15 protein-coding genes are annotated in these 16,370 nt (G+C 58.5%); 10 read left to right on the top strand and 5 right to left on the bottom strand.

The window, feature by feature from the left end; all coding sequences use genetic code 11:
- Window positions 1-189: 189 nt before the first annotated feature.
- The 9 genes from MHI24_RS10185 to MHI24_RS10145 all read left to right on the top strand — a co-directional run bounded on the left by MHI24_RS10185 (window position 190) and on the right by MHI24_RS10145 (window position 8,825).
- Window positions 190-1,671, top strand: coding sequence for a glycosyltransferase (locus MHI24_RS10185; RefSeq protein ID WP_340025516.1), 1,482 nt, complete (start codon window positions 190-192; stop codon window positions 1,669-1,671).
- A gap of 114 nt (window positions 1,672-1,785) precedes the next feature.
- Window positions 1,786-2,880 (top strand): UDP-N-acetylglucosamine 2-epimerase (non-hydrolyzing), encoded by a 1,095-nt coding sequence (gene wecB, locus MHI24_RS10180; protein ID WP_340025515.1) that lies wholly within the window; start codon window positions 1,786-1,788, stop codon window positions 2,878-2,880.
- Entirely contained in the window at window positions 2,870-3,856 is a 987-nt protein-coding gene (locus MHI24_RS10175; protein ID WP_340025514.1) for a polysaccharide biosynthesis protein, read from the top strand. Before wecB ends, MHI24_RS10175 begins: the two co-directional genes overlap by 11 nt.
- Complete coding sequence (locus MHI24_RS10170) at window positions 3,853-4,692, top strand: SDR family oxidoreductase (RefSeq protein WP_340025513.1); 840 nt, start codon at window positions 3,853-3,855, stop codon at window positions 4,690-4,692. Before MHI24_RS10175 ends, MHI24_RS10170 begins: the two co-directional genes overlap by 4 nt.
- The gene (locus MHI24_RS10165; protein WP_340025512.1) at window positions 4,689-5,687 is read left to right on the top strand and encodes an NAD-dependent epimerase/dehydratase family protein; all 999 of its coding nucleotides are present in this window, start codon (window positions 4,689-4,691) and stop codon (window positions 5,685-5,687) included. The genes MHI24_RS10170 and MHI24_RS10165 overlap by 4 nt, the downstream gene beginning before the upstream one ends.
- A complete protein-coding gene (locus MHI24_RS10160; protein ID WP_340026649.1) occupies window positions 5,687-6,403 on the top strand; it encodes a glycosyltransferase in 717 nt (238 codons plus the stop codon). The genes MHI24_RS10165 and MHI24_RS10160 overlap by 1 nt, the downstream gene beginning before the upstream one ends.
- 57 nt (window positions 6,404-6,460) lie before the next feature.
- Window positions 6,461-7,036: a class I SAM-dependent methyltransferase gene (locus MHI24_RS10155; RefSeq protein WP_340025511.1), complete on the top strand. Its 576-nt coding sequence runs from the start codon at window positions 6,461-6,463 to the stop codon at window positions 7,034-7,036.
- Between the two features lie 26 nt (window positions 7,037-7,062).
- A complete protein-coding gene (locus MHI24_RS10150) occupies window positions 7,063-7,785 on the top strand; it encodes a glycosyltransferase (RefSeq protein WP_340025510.1) in 723 nt (240 codons plus the stop codon).
- Window positions 7,782-8,825, top strand: a complete 1,044-nt coding sequence (locus MHI24_RS10145; RefSeq protein WP_340025509.1) for a glycosyltransferase family 4 protein — start codon at window positions 7,782-7,784, stop codon at window positions 8,823-8,825. Before MHI24_RS10150 ends, MHI24_RS10145 begins: the two co-directional genes overlap by 4 nt.
- A gap of 84 nt (window positions 8,826-8,909) precedes the next feature.
- On the opposite strand, the gene MHI24_RS10140 is transcribed toward MHI24_RS10145, so the two are convergent.
- On the bottom strand, window positions 8,910-9,980 hold the full coding sequence (locus MHI24_RS10140) for a glycosyltransferase family 4 protein (protein ID WP_340025508.1): 1,071 nt from the start codon (window positions 9,978-9,980) through the stop codon (window positions 8,910-8,912).
- A 188-nt stretch (window positions 9,981-10,168) separates the two neighbouring features.
- Between MHI24_RS10140 and MHI24_RS10135 the strand changes: the two genes are divergently transcribed.
- Window positions 10,169-10,882, top strand: a complete 714-nt coding sequence (locus MHI24_RS10135; protein WP_340025507.1) for a YhcN/YlaJ family sporulation lipoprotein — start codon at window positions 10,169-10,171, stop codon at window positions 10,880-10,882.
- A 152-nt stretch (window positions 10,883-11,034) separates the two neighbouring features.
- Here the strand turns inward: MHI24_RS10135 and nagA are convergent, their stop codons facing one another.
- The 4 genes from nagA to MHI24_RS10115 form a co-directional block, all read right to left on the bottom strand.
- Window positions 11,035-12,225, bottom strand: a complete 1,191-nt coding sequence (gene nagA / locus MHI24_RS10130) for an N-acetylglucosamine-6-phosphate deacetylase (RefSeq protein ID WP_340025506.1) — start codon at window positions 12,223-12,225, stop codon at window positions 11,035-11,037.
- Window positions 12,213-12,941 (bottom strand): glucosamine-6-phosphate deaminase, encoded by a 729-nt coding sequence (gene nagB, locus MHI24_RS10125; protein ID WP_340025505.1) that lies wholly within the window; start codon window positions 12,939-12,941, stop codon window positions 12,213-12,215. Before nagB ends, nagA begins: the two co-directional genes overlap by 13 nt.
- Window positions 12,938-13,819 (bottom strand): MurR/RpiR family transcriptional regulator, encoded by an 882-nt coding sequence (locus MHI24_RS10120; protein WP_340025504.1) that lies wholly within the window; start codon window positions 13,817-13,819, stop codon window positions 12,938-12,940. Before MHI24_RS10120 ends, nagB begins: the two co-directional genes overlap by 4 nt.
- Before the next feature lie 644 nt (window positions 13,820-14,463).
- Window positions 14,464-16,269 (bottom strand): FTR1 family protein, encoded by a 1,806-nt coding sequence (locus MHI24_RS10115; protein ID WP_340025503.1) that lies wholly within the window; start codon window positions 16,267-16,269, stop codon window positions 14,464-14,466.
- Between the last annotated feature and the right edge of the window lie 101 nt (window positions 16,270-16,370).

Here is a 16,370-nt window from a genome sequence, read left to right as displayed (position 1 = left end):
CGGCCTCTTTGTCCCCCCAATATACTGGATTACCGGGCAGAGACGTTAGCCTGTCTAGTTTTACTGCGATGATTTTAATGCAATGTTAAATGCTCTGAAGTGAAGGCTTCGTAGAACTATGCGCTTTGTAAAACTTTTAGGGAGGTGAATGGCTGCTCCACAGCCCTCGCGGGGGAGCGCCGAGACACCATGGCCGACAAAGCTACCATTGTCCTCTTTTCGCATGTATCCAATACACGCAGCATTACGGGTGCGGAGAAGCTGCTGCTGTTCTTCAGCCGGGAGCTGTCAGTCTACTTCAACTGTATTCTTGTGGCTCCGCAGGACGGGAAGCTGACGCGCCTGGCCCGGAGCTACGGGATTGAAGTCCGGCTGATGTCGATTCCGCTGGTCTACGGTATGTACACTCCGTACGCGGGTCTTCCCGCTGATCTCCGCAAGCTTCAGGAGAGCGCGGATTACCAGGAGCTGTGCCGCTGGCTTGCGGTAGTACGTCCCGCCTTCATCATCTCCAGCACCTGCGTTCACGCCCTGCCGCCGATTGCGGCGAAGTCGCTGGGTATCCCGGTGGTCTGGAAGATCTCGGAGACGATGATCGACAATGAGTTCACTCCGCTGAGTGTACAGCTGATCCATCAGCACAGCGATGAGATTCTGGCGATCTCGCAGACGGCGGCGGCTTGCTTCCCCGAGGACATTCGCGAGGGTAAGGTGACGCAGCTCCCGCCGTCCTGGAATGATGCGGATATGATGTTTGAAGCCTGGAGCAAGCTGCGGGGAGAACGGCGGGGTGAGCTTGGGATCGCACCGGGAGAACCGCTGATCGGCTATGTCTCTTCCTTCATTAATAAGGAGAAGGGGCTGGAGCATTTCGTCCGGATGGCCGCGCTGGTGCAAGAGCAGCATCCGGCTGCCCGTTATCTCGTCGTAGGCACCCCAGGTGATAAAAGCTACTATGAACGCTGTGTCCGCAGAGTGAAAATGGAAGGCCTGACCTCCCGCTTCCGGTTCGTCGGATACGAAGAATGTCTGCCCGCCGCTTATTGCGCTATGGATGTTCTCGTCGTGCCCAGCCTGATCCGCGAAGGCTTCGGCATGACGGCGCTGGAGGGGTATGCCTTCAGCAAGCCGGTCGTGGCCTATGATTCCGGCGGCCTGCGGGAGATTCTGATCGCTGCAGGCTGCGCTGACCTGCTGGTGCCTGTGGGGGAAACCGGGCTGCTGGCCGAGCGGGTGAACGCTCTTCTGGCCGACCAGGCTCAGGCGGCCATAGTCGGCAGCCAGGCGCGGGAGCGCATCGGGGCCGCCTACGGCCCGGCGGCTTACCGCGCCCGCCTGCAGGGCTTAGCGGAGAGATGGCATCTCCGCTACTGCCTCCGCCCGCCGCAAGCCGGCGGCGAGGACCTTCCGCCCGCAGCGCAGCCGGCGGGCGAAGAGACACCCGCGGCTGCGCAGCCGCGGGGGCGTTCCGCCCGCCGTGCCGCACGGCTGCGGGCGGCGAAGCTGCGGCGCGGCAAGCTGCGCCGCGCGGGGGCCCGTGCCGGTAAGCGCACGGGCCGCAAGAAGCGCGCGGCAGGCTCCGCGCGCCGGAGGGCCAGCGGCGGCAGCAAGAAGCGCCGCGCGGGCCGGGCTGCGCGCCGCCGGAGCGGGCGGCGGCGCAAGCGGGCTTAAGGTCCGCGCGCTATGCTGCGGACCGGCCCGCGGCGTGCCGTCCTGGCCGGACGGCACGCCAGAACCGCCTGCCCCTTGCAGAAGGGCAGGCCATTATCAAAGGGGAGTGAACCCATGAAGATCATGACGATTTTGGGCACACGGCCCGAGATTATCCGGCTCAGCGTCATCATTCCGCTGCTCGATAAGTATGCTGACCGCCATGTGCTGGTGCACACGGGACAGAATTTCACTGCAAGCCTCAGCGGGATTTTCTTCGCCGAGCTGGGGCTCCGCGCACCGGACTATGTGCTGCAGGATAAGCAGGCCGGGCTTGGAGGCCAGCTCGCCGCCATGTTCGGCAGCCTGGAGGGTATCCTGCTGCAGGAGCAGCCGGACCGGATTCTGCTGCTGGGGGACACCAACAGCGCGCTGTGTGCCATTCTGGCTGAGCGGATGGGCATTCCTGTAGTTCATATGGAGGCGGGGAACCGCTGTTACGATCTGAAGGTACCGGAGGAGAAGAACCGCCGTGTCATAGATGCCGTCTCGACCATAAATATGCCTTATACCCAGCAGAGCAAAAGACATCTGCTCAGCGAAGGGTTCCCCAGCCAGCGGATCGTGCTGACCGGCAACCCTATCCATGAAGTGATTACGCATTATGAAGAGAGAATCGGGGCCAGCGATATTCTGTCCCGGCTTGGGCTGACAGCGGGGCAATATCTGCTGGTGACCGCCCACCGGGCCGAGAATGTGGATGATCCTGAAGCCCTGCTCCAGATTATGTCCGGGCTGAACCTGGTGGCCGAACATTTCGGGCTCCGTCTCATCTGCAGCATCCATCCCCGCACACGCTCCAAGCTTACGGGGCAGTTCCCGCTGACTATGCACCCGCTGGTGGAATTCCATGAGCCGTTCGGATTTTTTGACTTCGTCCATCTGGAACGGCATGCCCTGTGCGCGATTACCGACAGCGGCACCGTCCAGGAGGAATGCTGCCTGATGGGAGTGCCGACCGTGACCATCCGCCGGACAACAGAACGGCCGGAGACGGTCGATTGCGGCAGTAATGTGGTGTCCGGTGTAGAGAAGGACAGCATTCTGCGCTGCACTGTGCTGATGACGTCGCTTAAGCCTGACTGGGAGGCACCGGAGGGCTATCTGGCCCCGGATGTCTCGGATAAAGTAGTTAAATTTCTGCTTGGAGGGAACCTGCATGTTCAATAATAAACGGATTCTGGTTACAGGCGGTACCGGTTCCTGGGGGCATGAGCTGATCCGGCAGCTGCTGCCGCAGCATCCTAAAGAAATCGTTATATTCTCGCGCAGCGAGTCTGCACAGGTAGCCATGAGCCGTGAGTTTGAGGATCAGCGGCTCAGCTTCATCATCGGCGATATCCGTGACAAAGAGGCGCTCGTCGCCGCCTGCCGCGGGATTGATTATGTATTCCATCTGGCGGCGCTCAAGCATGTTCCTGTCTGCGAAGACCAGCCGTATGAGGCGCTCAAGACCAATGTGGTCGGCACGCAGAATGTCATTGAAGCGGCGATTGCCAACCAGGTGGAGAAGGCGATCTATATTTCCACCGACAAGGCGGCCAATCCGTCGAACTTCTACGGCATGACCAAGGCCATCGGCGAGAAGCTGTTCGTCTATGCCAATCTGATCGGTTCGGGCACGCGGTTTGTCACGGTGCGCGGGGGCAATGTTCTGGGCACGAACGGCAGCGTCGTGCATCTGTTCATGAAGCAGATTCGGGATAAGGGGCAGGTACGGATAACCGACATGAACATGACCCGGTTCTTCTTCACCCTGCGCGATGCGATTACGCTGCTGTTCAAGGCCTCCGATGTCAGTATCGGCGGGGAGATCTTTGTCATGACCATGCCGACCTGCCGGATTGTGGATCTGGCCGAGGTGCTGATCGAGGCTTCAGGCCGGCGTGATGTCACTATGGTTGAGGCCGGCATCCGCCCCGGGGAGAAAATCCATGAAATTCTGATGAGCGATTTCGAGAGCCAGACTACAGTTGTCTATGACGAGCAATATCTGGTTATTCTCCCTACCCTGGATATGCCGGAGCTGAAGGAGCATTACCGGACATTCCCTCCGGTGTCCTTCAACAGCTTCAGCTCGGAGAATAACCTGATGGAGCGCTCCGAAATCAAGGAGATTCTGATCCGGGGAGGGTTCCTCAAGTGAAGCTTCTGATTCTCGGCGGAAATGGTATGGCAGGTCACATGCTGGCGGAATATTTTCGCCGCCAGGGCAAGCATCACGTCTTCCATACAACCCGGGATAAGAACGACCTTGGCGGGTTGTATGTCGATGCAGACGACATCGCCGGTGTAGAGAAGCTGGTCGAGATCGTCTCCCCCCATTGCATGATTAATGCAATGGGGGTACTCAATCAATTTGCGGAACGGGACCGGATCGGCGCGTATCATGTGAACGGGTTCCTCCCCCACCGTCTGCGGCGGGCAGCGGATAATATCCAGGCCCGGCTGATTCATATCAGCAGCGACTGTGTGTTTGAGGGGACGCGCGGAGGGTATACCGAGGAAGACATGCCGGACGGCACATCCGTCTATGCGCTGACCAAAAGCCTTGGCGAAGTACACGCCCCCGGCCATCTGACGATCCGCACCTCCATCATCGGGCCGGAAATCCGCCAGGGCGGCATCGGACTGATGGAATGGTTCCTGGCCCAGAAGGGCCGGGTAAGCGGCTATGAGCATGTGATGTGGAATGGGGTCACCACGCTTGAGCTGGCCAAGGTGATCGATTCCCTGCTGAATTCGGAGCTCTCCGGCCTGATTCATCTGGCCCACCCGGAGCCTGTAAGCAAATACCGGCTGCTGCAGATGATGCAGTCGGTATTCCATAAAGAGGATGTGGAGATTATCCCCGTACAGACCCCGGTTCAGGACCGGACGCTGGTCAACACCCGGAGCGATGTAACGGTAGAGCTGCCGTCTTATCCCCGGATGCTTGAAGAGCTGGCCCGCTTTATGTACAGCCGGGAGCTGCCGACATGAAGGGGCGGCGGCTGCTGATTACCGGGGCTGCCGGCTTCACCGGCAGGCACGCCGTGGCTTATTTTGCCGGCACGGGAGCAGAGGTAACTGCCGTCGTGCGCCGCAGCGGCGGGGAAGCAGCCCTGTTTCCCCCCGGTGTCCGGCCCTATGTCTGCGACCTGGGGGACCGCCGGGCGGTAGAGGCCATGGTCACGGCGGTTAAGCCTGACCAGGTCCTGCATCTGGCCGGCAGGAACTCGGTCCCTGAGTCCTGGCGGGACCCGCTGCTCTATATGGAGACTAATGTTATGGCAACCCTGTATCTGCTTGAGGCGCTGCGCTCCCAGCCGGCCGGCCGTATTCTGGTCGCCGGCTCCCGGCTTAAGTACAGACCGGCCAGCGAAGCTCCCCCTCATCCTTACAGCCTCAGCAAGACGCTGGAGGAGATGGTCTCGCTGGCCTGGGGAACCTTGTTCAAGCAGCCTGTCCTGATGGCGGAGCCCTCGAATCTGATCGGGCCGGGCCCCTCCACAGGCTTCTGCTCTCTGCTGGCCGGGCATATTGTGCGCAGTGAGACGGCTGCGGCAGCCGGAGAGGCTGCGCCCGCAGCGTTCCGGCTCTCCTCGCGTCAGGCTAAGCGTGATTTCCTGGATGTGCGTGACGCCGTGCGGGCGTACGGCTGTATTCTTGACTCTGGAGAGACCGGCAGGATCTACCGCATTGATTCCGGCACGGAGCGCGGGCTTGGAGAGATTGCGGAGAAGCTGCTGGCCCATGCCGCTGTTCCGGTTCCCATAGATTGGGGACCTGAGCCTGCGGAAGCAGACCGGGGGAATGGCTCTGCGGCATCTGCCGTTCCGGCGGAGCCATCTTCTGAATCTGCTGGTAGAGAAGCAACGCCTGACGGCTCCGCAGGCTCTGCTGTTGTTCCAGGCTGGCGGCCCGGAATCGGGCTGGACCAGTCACTGGCGGATATTATCGGCTACACAAGGGCCGGCAAGGAAGGAAGAATGTGATGAAGCCCAGAGTCTCCGTAGTGATTCCCTTTTATAATTGCCCTTATATTGAGCAGGCGCTGCAGAGCGCCCTGGCCCAGTCCTGGCAGCCTCATGAGATTATTGTGGTTGATGACGGGTCAACGATGCATACGGACCGGATCACCCCCTATCTGCCTTATATCAATTATCTGGGCAAAGCCAATGGAGGAACAGCCTCGGCGCTCAACCACGGCATTGTCCATGCCTCGGGGGATTATGTGGTCTGGCTTAGCTCGGATGATATGTTCTACCGGGACAAAATCAATAACCAGGTTCTGTTCATGGAACAGAACCGTTTGCTGATCTCGTATACCAATTTCAACTATATCAACGGAAACTCCCAGCTGACCGAGCTGAACGCGGCGGCGGTGTTCCCGAGCCAGCTTGATTACCTGCGCTGCTTCCTCTACGGCAATCCTATTAACGGATGCACCGTAATGTTCAAGCGCGAGGTGTTTGGCGCCATCGGGATGTTCGATGAGGCTCTGCCGTATACCCATGATTATGATCTGTGGTACCGGGCGATTCTGAACGGGTATCCGCCGGTGATGCTCAACCAGTCCTTGACGGCCTACCGGCGGCATGAGGGCATGGGCACGCTCCGGCATTACGATGTCATCATGGCAGAGGCTGCTGCGACCAGTGCCCGTTATCATGCCCCGCTAAGCGCCCTGATCGCTTCGATGGGCGGTTAGCCCCCGGCCAGCGGAGCGGGTCGAACGCTTAGCAACTAATTCTCAGGAGGGAAGCATATGTACCGGGAAATCGAAGTGAAGGACTTCCTGCCGGTCCTGCTGGAGCAGCTGAAATTCTCCGAGAGCATTCTGGATATCGGCAGCGGTACCGGTACGCTGCTGGAACGGTATGAAGCGGCTGTTGTGCTGGGACTGGACATTCACAGACCCTATCTGCTGCACCGGATGTATAAATCGCCTCATATCATTCCTGTTCATGCCGATGCCGGCCATATCGATAAGCTGTTCCTGCCGGGAACCTTCTCTGCGGTCACTTTAATTGATTCCCTGGAGCATTTCCCGATGAACGAGGGTTCGGAGCTGCTGCGGAAGGCGGAGATTATCGCTGCGAACCGTGTGGTCGTATTTACGCCCCGGGGCTTCTTCCCGCAGGAAGGCAAGGACCATTATAACCTGCACGGGGAATACTACCAGCGGCACTGGAGCGGCTGGGAGCCGGAGGATTTCCTGAAGCGGGGATATGCTGTTACTGTACTGAAGGGGTATCACCATGCTGAGAACCCCTCCTTCCGGGAAGCCTTTGGCGAGGATCATGCGCCGCTGGATGCCCTGCTTGCCTGCAAAACAGTCTAATCGTGAATCGGGAAGGAGGCCGGCACATGAGTCGGAAGAACAGGGTCTCGGTAGTGATTCCATTCTATAATTGTCCGTATGTGCATCTGGCGGTCGAGAGCGTGCTGGCCCAGAGCTACCCGGATATTGAGCTGATTGTCGTCGATGACGGCTCTACGCTTCACATGGAGAAGCTGGAGCCGTATAGGTCGAGAATCACCTATATCCGCAAGGTGAACGGGGGGACGGCTTCGGCGCTGAACATGGGGATTCAGGCATCCAGCGGAGCGTATTTTGCCTGGTTAAGTGCAGACGATCTGTTCCATCCGGGCAAAATCAGCCGGCAGATGGAAGCCATCCGCAGCTCCAGGGTCTCCTTCAACCATACGGCATATTATTATATCAATGAGCAGGGGGAGCGGTTCTCCGAAATCGCCCGTATGCCGTCCGGCAGCCGGGCAGCGCTGATCCGGACCATGATGTCGGGCTGTCCGGTGAACGGCAGCTCGGTACTGCTCGATATGAGGATTTTCTCTTCCGTAGGCTTGTTCAACGAGGCTCTGCTGTATACACAGGATTATGATATGTGGCTGCGGATCTTGCCGCATTTTGAGTGGTCCTATATCGACCAGCCGCTGCTGGACTATCGTATACATGGCGGAATGGGCTCTGTCCTGTTCAGTGAAGGGCAGAAGCAGGAAATCGCCCTTGTGCAAGCCAGACACCGGGAGACGCTGGCGCAGGTGCTGAGAAAGGAGGAAAGGAAGTGAGAATTGTCTTTGCGGTGCTGACGTTATCCAAAGGCGGCGCGCAGCGGATGCTGACTGAGCTGGCCAACCGATTGGCTGTGATCGGCCATGAGGTTGCCATACTTATGCCGGGTAACGGAAGAGTAGAATATGAAATGAAATGCCCGATCATAACGGCGCCTGCTACGGTGCTGAAGGCAGAGGATTTTCCCTATAGTGATGTGATTATTTCCAATTTCTACATCACCGTACCCGTGGCGGAGCAGGCCAGCAGGCAGGGCAAAGGGCTGCATCTCCGGCTGGCCCTGTGCTACGAGCCGACCTTTCTGCCGGACAATGCGCTGTCCTTCTCTTCTTATCATATCACCCGCAATCTGTTTGTCTTGTCGCGCTGGCAGCAGGAGATGATCCGGCAGAATCACGGGATTAAGGGCAGAATCGTTCCGGTCGGCGTCAGTCCGGTATTCAGGAATATGCAACTTCGGGATGCACCGGGCAGGCCGCTAATGATCTCGGCGGTTATGCGCCGGCCGGAGGGCGGGTTCGCGGGCCACCGGGAGCAGGACTATCTGCTGGAGCAGCTGGATATGGTGAAGCAGCTTCACCCTGAGGTGGTAATCTGTATCATGGTTCCTCCTGCGGAGTATGCTGCCTCCGAGAGCCTGCAGACAAGGCTTGGCGGCAGGGGATATCAGATCCGGACGCCCGGGAATGACGAAGAGCTGGCTTACCACTATAATGAAAGTGACATCTTTGTCAGCTCCAGCACCTATGACACCGGTTCATTGCCGGGGCTGGAAGCGATGCGCTGCGGCGCTGCACTGGTGACGGTATATTCCGGGGGCAACCTCGAATACGCCCTGCACGGGCAGAACTGCCTGATGTCCTACCGTTATGAGAACCGCCTGGCCGTGGACATAGATACACTTGTTAATGACAAGGAGCTTCGCCTTCATCTGGCGGCCAGGGGGGAGGAGGACTCCTTGCGCTTTACCTGGGAGCGGAGCGTAGAGATTTTCCAGGCTGAGCTGTTCGAGCTGATGTCCAGACAGAGCTTATGATAGCTATGATAACTATAAAACCTTCAACCCCGGGACACTGATGGGATTGAAGGTTTTTTCATGCGGAGCTTGGTGTTTTGGATTCTAAAAAATTGCGAAGGAGTTCATCATTTCACGGAAGGAATGTGCGTACCGGCTTGCGCCGAAATGAGTGACCATATGCTGGCGGCCCTGCTGGCCAATGGCTTCCCTAAGCGGAATGTTGTCCATCAGCTCCACGGCCTCATTCACCGCAGCCTCCACATTGCCGATCGGATAGAATTTGCCTGTAACATTATGGGTGATGAAGGAGCGCACGCCGTCCGAGTCTGTGCTGAGCACCGGACAGGAGCAGCTGACAGCCTCGGCTACCGCATAACCGAAGCCTTCAGTGACTGAGCTGGACAGCAGGAAGCCCCCGGAGCCGGCAATGGAGGAATAGTATAAGGGCATCATCTGATTCGGCACGTTGGTGAATACAATAAGCCGGTCATTCAGCCCAAGGGCATGAAGCTCTTCATTGAACTTCTCCTTCTGCTCCTCCGAGGCCAGCGCCGGATCATGGAACATCCAGAGATGCAGCCCGGGCTTCAGCTTGCGGAGGTGGTGGGCAATCTTCAGGTATTCGCTCCAGTTTTTGTTGGGCTCCAGCCGCCCGACCCAGGCAATTACCGGATCGACAGGCTTATCGCCGGGGATAGGCCGGAAGGTCTGCACATCGACCAGATTGGAAATAATATAGCGCTGAAGCCAGGGGCAGATCTCGATAAACAGCTCCAGCAGATGGTCTGTCGGAGGAATTAGGACAGCATTGCAGAAGGCCTGCAGAAAGGGTACAGCTTCCGTGATTACACATCTGGCTTCGTTCCGTGTTCCCAGCCCCTGCGATTCATAAATAATGATACCGCCGTAACCAAGCCGGCGCAGCCTCTCCAGCATGAAGTAATCTGAAGTGACAACAATCGCATCATAATGATGGGTATTCAGTATCGCTTGGATATCTTCATCCTGTGAAGTGATGAACACAGGGAAGCTTACACTGTTCTGGCTCCCGGTTCCGGGCATGAGATACAGCACATGGCATTCGATGCCATTCTGCTGAAGACTCTCGCACCGCAGCCTGTTCAGGGTCTCGACCCCTCCGCTTGGTACATAGAACGTAAACAAAATCTTCAAGCTACTCCCTCCTGACATTAACCCTGCGGAACACAGTCTGCTGTTCTATAGGATACGCCGGAATTCTCTAACACGTGACTGGAAAGAGCGGTGCCTTGTCAAATCCTTTCAGCATAGCCCGCAAGAGCCGGGGTTATGCTAAGGATTGTCACACTGCACTACATTATTCTGTGATAGGGGATGAATGAATGCTGCGAGCGAAATGGGGGTTGTCGGTTTCTGCGGCCCTGCTGCTGGGTGCCATAAGCATCACCGGATGCGGCGCCAACCACTCAGCCAATGACGGAAACATGCAGACCAAAAATGTACGGGGGACAGATGGACGCATTCATGTGAATGCCGTACAGAACAACCGGGCCGGAGCAGGAGACAATGACTTCGGCAGCATGGAGATCAGCCGCAAGCTGGCTGACCGCGTTGCGGCGATGCCGGAGGTCCGTTCAGCCAACGTTATACAGGTGGGCCGGAGCGTTTACGTCGCCGTCATGCTGGAGGATACATCGGGCGGAATGCATACCCGGAATACGGATGGCATGACCGGAAGAGGAACAGCCGCAGGGACTCCCGGCATGACGGGTACAGGCGGTTCTATGGCCGGAATTCCGAAAAACACGACCGGTACAGGAACCGTTGGCGGTACGGGCAGGATGACGTCAAGCGGCCGGGGAACAGCCCTGACGGATGCAGACACGCTGACCGCAGAGGTGAAGAATAAGATTGCGGCAGAGGTCCATAAGGCTGACCGAAACATTAAGAATGTCTATGTCTCGGCGAACCCTGACTTCGTGGAACGGGCCGATTATTACGCCCGGGAATTCGGGGCCGGTCATCCTTTGAAGGGCTTTGCCAATGAATTCCGGGTCATGGTCGAGCGTATTTTCCCGGCGCACAGCGGATACTAAGCAGGCGCACGATGCTCTGGAATCAAGCTAGTATTCCAGCGGAATATGAGGCTTATTCAACAGACAGGCACCGGCTCTGCACCAAAAGCGAACAGCCATGCCGGCCGGCGCTCCCCTTCAGACGGGCAGCGGGCTGCATGGCTGTATTTGTGTTAGTCCAGCTTCCGCCCGCCAATCCAGATCGCGTGCAGATTCAAATCGCGGTCAAGCTGCAGAATGTCTCCTCTTTTGCCGGCTTCAAGCGATCCAATGAACCGCTCCATTCCAAGGGAATGCGCAGGAGTCAGGCTGGCGGCCTGTGAGGCCTCCAGCAGGCTGAGGCCAACGGTGCGGACCAGATAGCGGAAGCCGTTGATCATCGTCAGGGTACTACCGGCCAGCGCTTCGGGATGCTCCTTCAGCGTGGCGATGCCGTCTTTGACAATCACCGGCAGATCCCCGATGGCATATTCCCCGTCGCTGAGTCCTGTTGCCGACATGGCATCTGTAATCAGCAGCAGATTCCCTTCATTCTTCAGCCGGGCAACGATGCTGATAGCCGCCGGATGAACATGGATGCCGTCGGCGATAATCTCTGCGCGGATTCTCGGCTCATACATAACGGCTCCGGCGGTGCCGGGCTTGCGGTGATGAAGCGGCGTCATGGCATTGAACTGGTGCACAGCCTGATTCAATCCGGCATCGGCAGCGGCAATGACCTCCTCGAACGTGGCGTCGGTGTGGCCCAGTGCGGCGGTGATGCCGCGCTTACGCAGCCAGCGGACCGCTTCCAGTGCGCCTTCGCGCTCAGGAGCAAGCGTCACCTGGCGGATCATGCCCGGATACCGGGCTTCCCATTCCTCCAGCCATTCAATGTTCGCCGGAACAATATGCTCAGGATTCTGCGCCCCCGGCCACCGCTGGCTGATGAACGGCCCTTCCAGATGGACACCCTCCAGCCGGGCATAAGGCATTCCATCCTCACGGCTGCGGTAAGCATCCACTTCTGCCAGCACGCGGTCAATATCTGCCTTGGAGGCTGTCATGGTCGTAGCGAGCATGGAGGTGGTACCTTGGGAAGCATGGAACCGCGTAATGGTATCCAGGGCATCCGCATCGCTGTACATGAAATCATGTCCTGCTCCGCCATGTACATGGACATCGACGAATCCGGGAATGAACAGAGCCTCCGCCTCCCGGGCGGCACACTGCCAGCCTTCACAGGCTGCGGGCAGCCAGGCGGCTTCCCCGGCATATTGAATCAAGCCTTCCGATACGGCAATAACACCCTGCTCAATGATTCCGGCTGGCGTAAGCACTCTGCCGTAGAACAGTTCACCGGCAACTGCGTTTATTTTAGCCATTTGGCAGCTCCTTCATCCAGCAGCACGACTACGTTCGGGTGACTCTGCAGCAGAGAGGCGGGACACTGGGTCGTAATTGGACCCTCAAGCGCCTGCCGGACTGCTTCTGCCTTCTCTTCCCCGCGCACCAGCAGTACAATCTGCTTCGCCTTCAGAATACCGCCGATGCCCATCGTTACCGCCTGGCGGGGCACATCCTCCAGCTTGTCGAAGAAGCGGGCGTTAGCTTCCCGGGTCTCTTCGAGCAGGTCTACGACATGCGTTCCGCTGCTCAGGCTGGCATCCGGCTCATTGAAGCCGATATGGCCATTGCTGCCGATGCCCAGGATCTGCAGATCGACGGGTCCGTTATCCTCAAGCAGCTTGTCATAAGCCAGGCATTCGGCCGCAAGATCCGGAGCATTCCCGTTAGGGACATGGGTGCGGTCCAGGTCGATATCGATGTGGCTGAACAGATGCTCATTCATGAAGCTGCGGTAGCTCTGCGGATGATCGGCCGGCAGTCCGACATATTCGTCAAGATTGTAGGATGAGGCTTTGGCGAAGCTGACCACACCCTTGCGGTGCATTTCCACCAGCTTGGCGTATACCCCGAGCGGCGAGCTTCCGGTCGCCAGACCCAGAACGGCTCTGGGATTGCTCTGCAGCAGACTGGCAATGAGGTTCGCTCCGGTTGCTGCGAAATCTTCTTCGTGCTGGAATTTCAAAATGTTCATGATGATTGGCCTCCCCGTTTGTGCCTATAGTGTTGGACATTGAGATAAGACTGCTCCAGCTTGGGAATGAACTCCCCAAACCGGGTGCTGACCATGCCGGTGAACAGAATATCGATGATGTGCAGCTGTGCGATGCGTGAAGCCATATCCCCGCGCCTCATTCCCTGCTCCAGCGAAGAGGAGAACAGCGGAATATCGGCCAGTGCAGCCAGGGTGCTGCTGCCGTAAGAGGTCAGTGACACGGTAGCAGCGCCGCTTGCCGCCGCGCAGGTCAAAGCGTCGATGGTCTCCGGGGTTTCCCCGGAATAAGAGACAGCGAACGCTACGTCCCCGGCCGAGAGCGAAGAAGCGGAAGTGATCTGCATATGGGAATCGGCAAAAGCGGTACAGTTCACGCCAATGCGGACCAGCTTCTGGTAGAAATCCTGGGCCACGATCGAGGATGTCGCCATCCCGTACAGATCGACCCGGCGTGCCCGGCACAGCAGGTCAATCACGCGCTGCAGCCGGTCCAGGTCCAGCAGCGAGGTGGTATCCCGGATAGAGGCCAGATGATTGGCCTGCATCGCCTCGACAATGAATGGCAGCGGATTCCCGGCCACAATATCCTGGTAAGAGGAGCTGCCATCCTGCGGCGCCCCGTCGCTGTGCGCCAGCTCCTCCGCCAGCTTGAGCTTGAAATCGGGGAAGCCTTTGAAATGCAGCGCCTTGCAGAACCGCGTAATCGTCGCCGGGCTGGTGCCGCAGGCTTCCGCCAGCTCCGTGATGCCCATACGGACAATCTCCCCGGGGGAGGCCAGGATATGCTCCGCCAGCTTGCGTTCCGTTTGGGACAGCTTGGACTGGCCATGCTCCAGGGCGTGCAGAATAGGAGACAAGCACTCACCTTCTTTGCTATAGATTCATGTAGTTTTTACTATGGATGGACCGGACATGCTCCTAATATATGACATGCTTGGTGGTAGTGCGGCTGCTAGGTTGTGAAATTATTTTACATAATAAAAGATAAAAATAAGAAAATGTTTTTCATTCATCATCAGAATAAAACAAATCCGTATCGGTTGCAATAGGGATTTTTGTTTTGGGCTGGATTAAGAGCCCGGTTGGCATATTAGCAGGAGAACAGATGCACCGCGAGCATAATGTTATCGGTTTTTCGATCACATCTGGCACACAGGCCTACAGCTGAGCGAATATGATCGGTTTTTCGATTACATCCTGGCTGACAGGCCTCCGCTGAGCGAATGTGATCGGTTTTTCGATTACATCTGGCTGACAGGCCTCCAACTGAGCGAATGTAATCGGTTTTTCGATTACATCTGGCTGACAGGCCTCCAACTGAGCGAATGTGATCGGTTTTTCGATTACATCTGGCCCACAGGCCTACAGCTGAGCGAATGTGATCGGTTTTTCGATTACATCTGGTTCTGGTGCATTTACAACAAAAGCGAAAATAAAATCCCCTAAACAGAAATTAAGCAGCAACCTGGGCCTATTGATCGGCCATGCAGGTTGCTGCTTCTTAACCGTTCTGTCTGGCGCTTCTGCCGCCGGTGATCCGGCTGCGCAACAGCTCCCAGAGGATGAACAGGAGCATTAGCAGCTGCGGTATCGCGGTCTCCCAGGTTGGGTACAGACCGAGCCACCCGATAGAAGGCAGGCCGGTTCCGGTATGAGCCGGAAGCTGGCCGGCGATTTGCAGCGCATGGATGCTCTCGCCCAGGAAACGGAACACCAGATAATAAATCAGCAGCGCTCCGGCACGGAAGAAGGCGGCAATCGGCAGCCTTACACTCAATGCAATGATGGCATAGCCCAGTACAACCAGGATGGCTAGTGCTGACCCGATTCCCAGCAGCAGCTGGGAAGGCTTAATAGCCGAGGCCATCCCTGCATAGAAGATGGTTGTCTCTGCGCCCTCGCGCAAAATAGCCAGCGCAGCGATGAAGAATAGAGTCCATAGATTGCCCCTGGCGAGCGCACCCTGCATCTGCCGGTCCACATACTTGTTCCAGGCCGCAGTACTGGACTTGCCGTGCAGCCAACGGCCGACGGTAAGCATCATGGCTACAGCCACCAGGCCGGTAATGCCTTCAATCAGCTCGCGCGCCCCGCCGGAGGCTGCCTGCGAGAGGGTAAAGCTTAACGCTGCAGCAAGCCCGATGCTTCCGGCAAGTCCTGCTGCGGCACCCGACCAGACCCACCGCCGGGCGACCGGCTGTGCCTCCCGGCGCAGATAAGCCAGGAGTGCAGCGAGCACCAGGATCGCCTCCAGTCCTTCGCGCAGGAGAATGAGTGCCGCATCCCAGGCGGTGTAAGTCTGCTCCCCGGCCAGCGGGGCCAGCTCGGCGTGCATGTTGTCCAGCAGCGCAAGCGCCTGATCCAGCTTCGGGGGATTGGAGAGCAGGTCACCCGTCACTGCGGTGCTCTCATTCTCGATGCTGGCATAGACCTTGGGCGAGGCCAGTTGGACCTCGCCTTCTGCTGAAGGCCAAGCCGCGATGAATTCTTCCATCACGGCTGCGGCTCCAGCACTGTCTCCGGCCCTGGCAGCGGCTTGAGCCTGGCTCAAGTAACGGAGCAAGCCTTCAATAGAAGCTGGTTCAGCCGGGGATCCTCCAGCATTGACGGTCTTGCCGCTGTTATAATCGGACAGCAGTGTTACCAGCGCTTCCGCTTCCTTCAGCGCAGCCTCTCCGCGGGGCGGCTCTGCCTGCAGCGCAATGCGCAGCAGGCTCATCTTCGTCTCCAGCAGGCTGTAGACGTCGGGATTGTCCGACCGGATGCCGCGCTCCGCCGGCGTCCAGCCGCTCACGACGGCGCGGTAGGCTTCCGCCGCCGCCGTCCAGTCGGCGCTGCGCGCCGCCTCCCGCGTGCGCTCCGCCGCGGGCAGCAGCTTCGCCGCCGCTGCGCGTCCGGCGGCGCTGGTGTCACCGCCGCCTTCGCCTGCGGCGGCGGTGACATAGGCGTCCACGCTGCGGGCGAGCGTGGACAGGGCCGTCTTGGCGGGCGCTCCGCCGCCGCCCGCCAGAGCCTCCGCCGCGGCGGCGAGCGCGGCGTCCACCCCGGCAGCCGGACCGGCGAGGGCCGGGTCCGGCGTGCCTTCGTTCGCGCTGCGCCATAGCGCCGCGAACGCGTCGATATCGGCCGCCGCCGCATCCCAGCGGCTCTGGCCGGCCTCGACCAGCGCGCTGCCTACAGGCGGCAGCAGCTCATCCGCCGGCGCGCCTGACGCTGAAGCCGGCGCGCAGGGCAGCAGCACCAGGCAGAGCAGCAGTAGCGCTGCCCTGAACTGCCGCCATGGATTCTTTTTAACCGTGAGGATCATCGGGATCATTCCCTTCAAGTTTAGCGAGTAGGGGGCACTTGCAACGGACTCAGCTGCGCTTATTTTAGCAATATTAACGTTTCTGCAAGTTGAACGGACTC

Source organism: Paenibacillus sp. FSL K6-1096, from assembly GCF_037977055.1.
Lineage (GTDB): Bacteria > Bacillota > Bacilli > Paenibacillales > Paenibacillaceae > Paenibacillus_AQ.
Note: the sequence above shows the minus strand (reverse complement) of the source record. Positions and strands in the feature narration are given on the sequence as shown.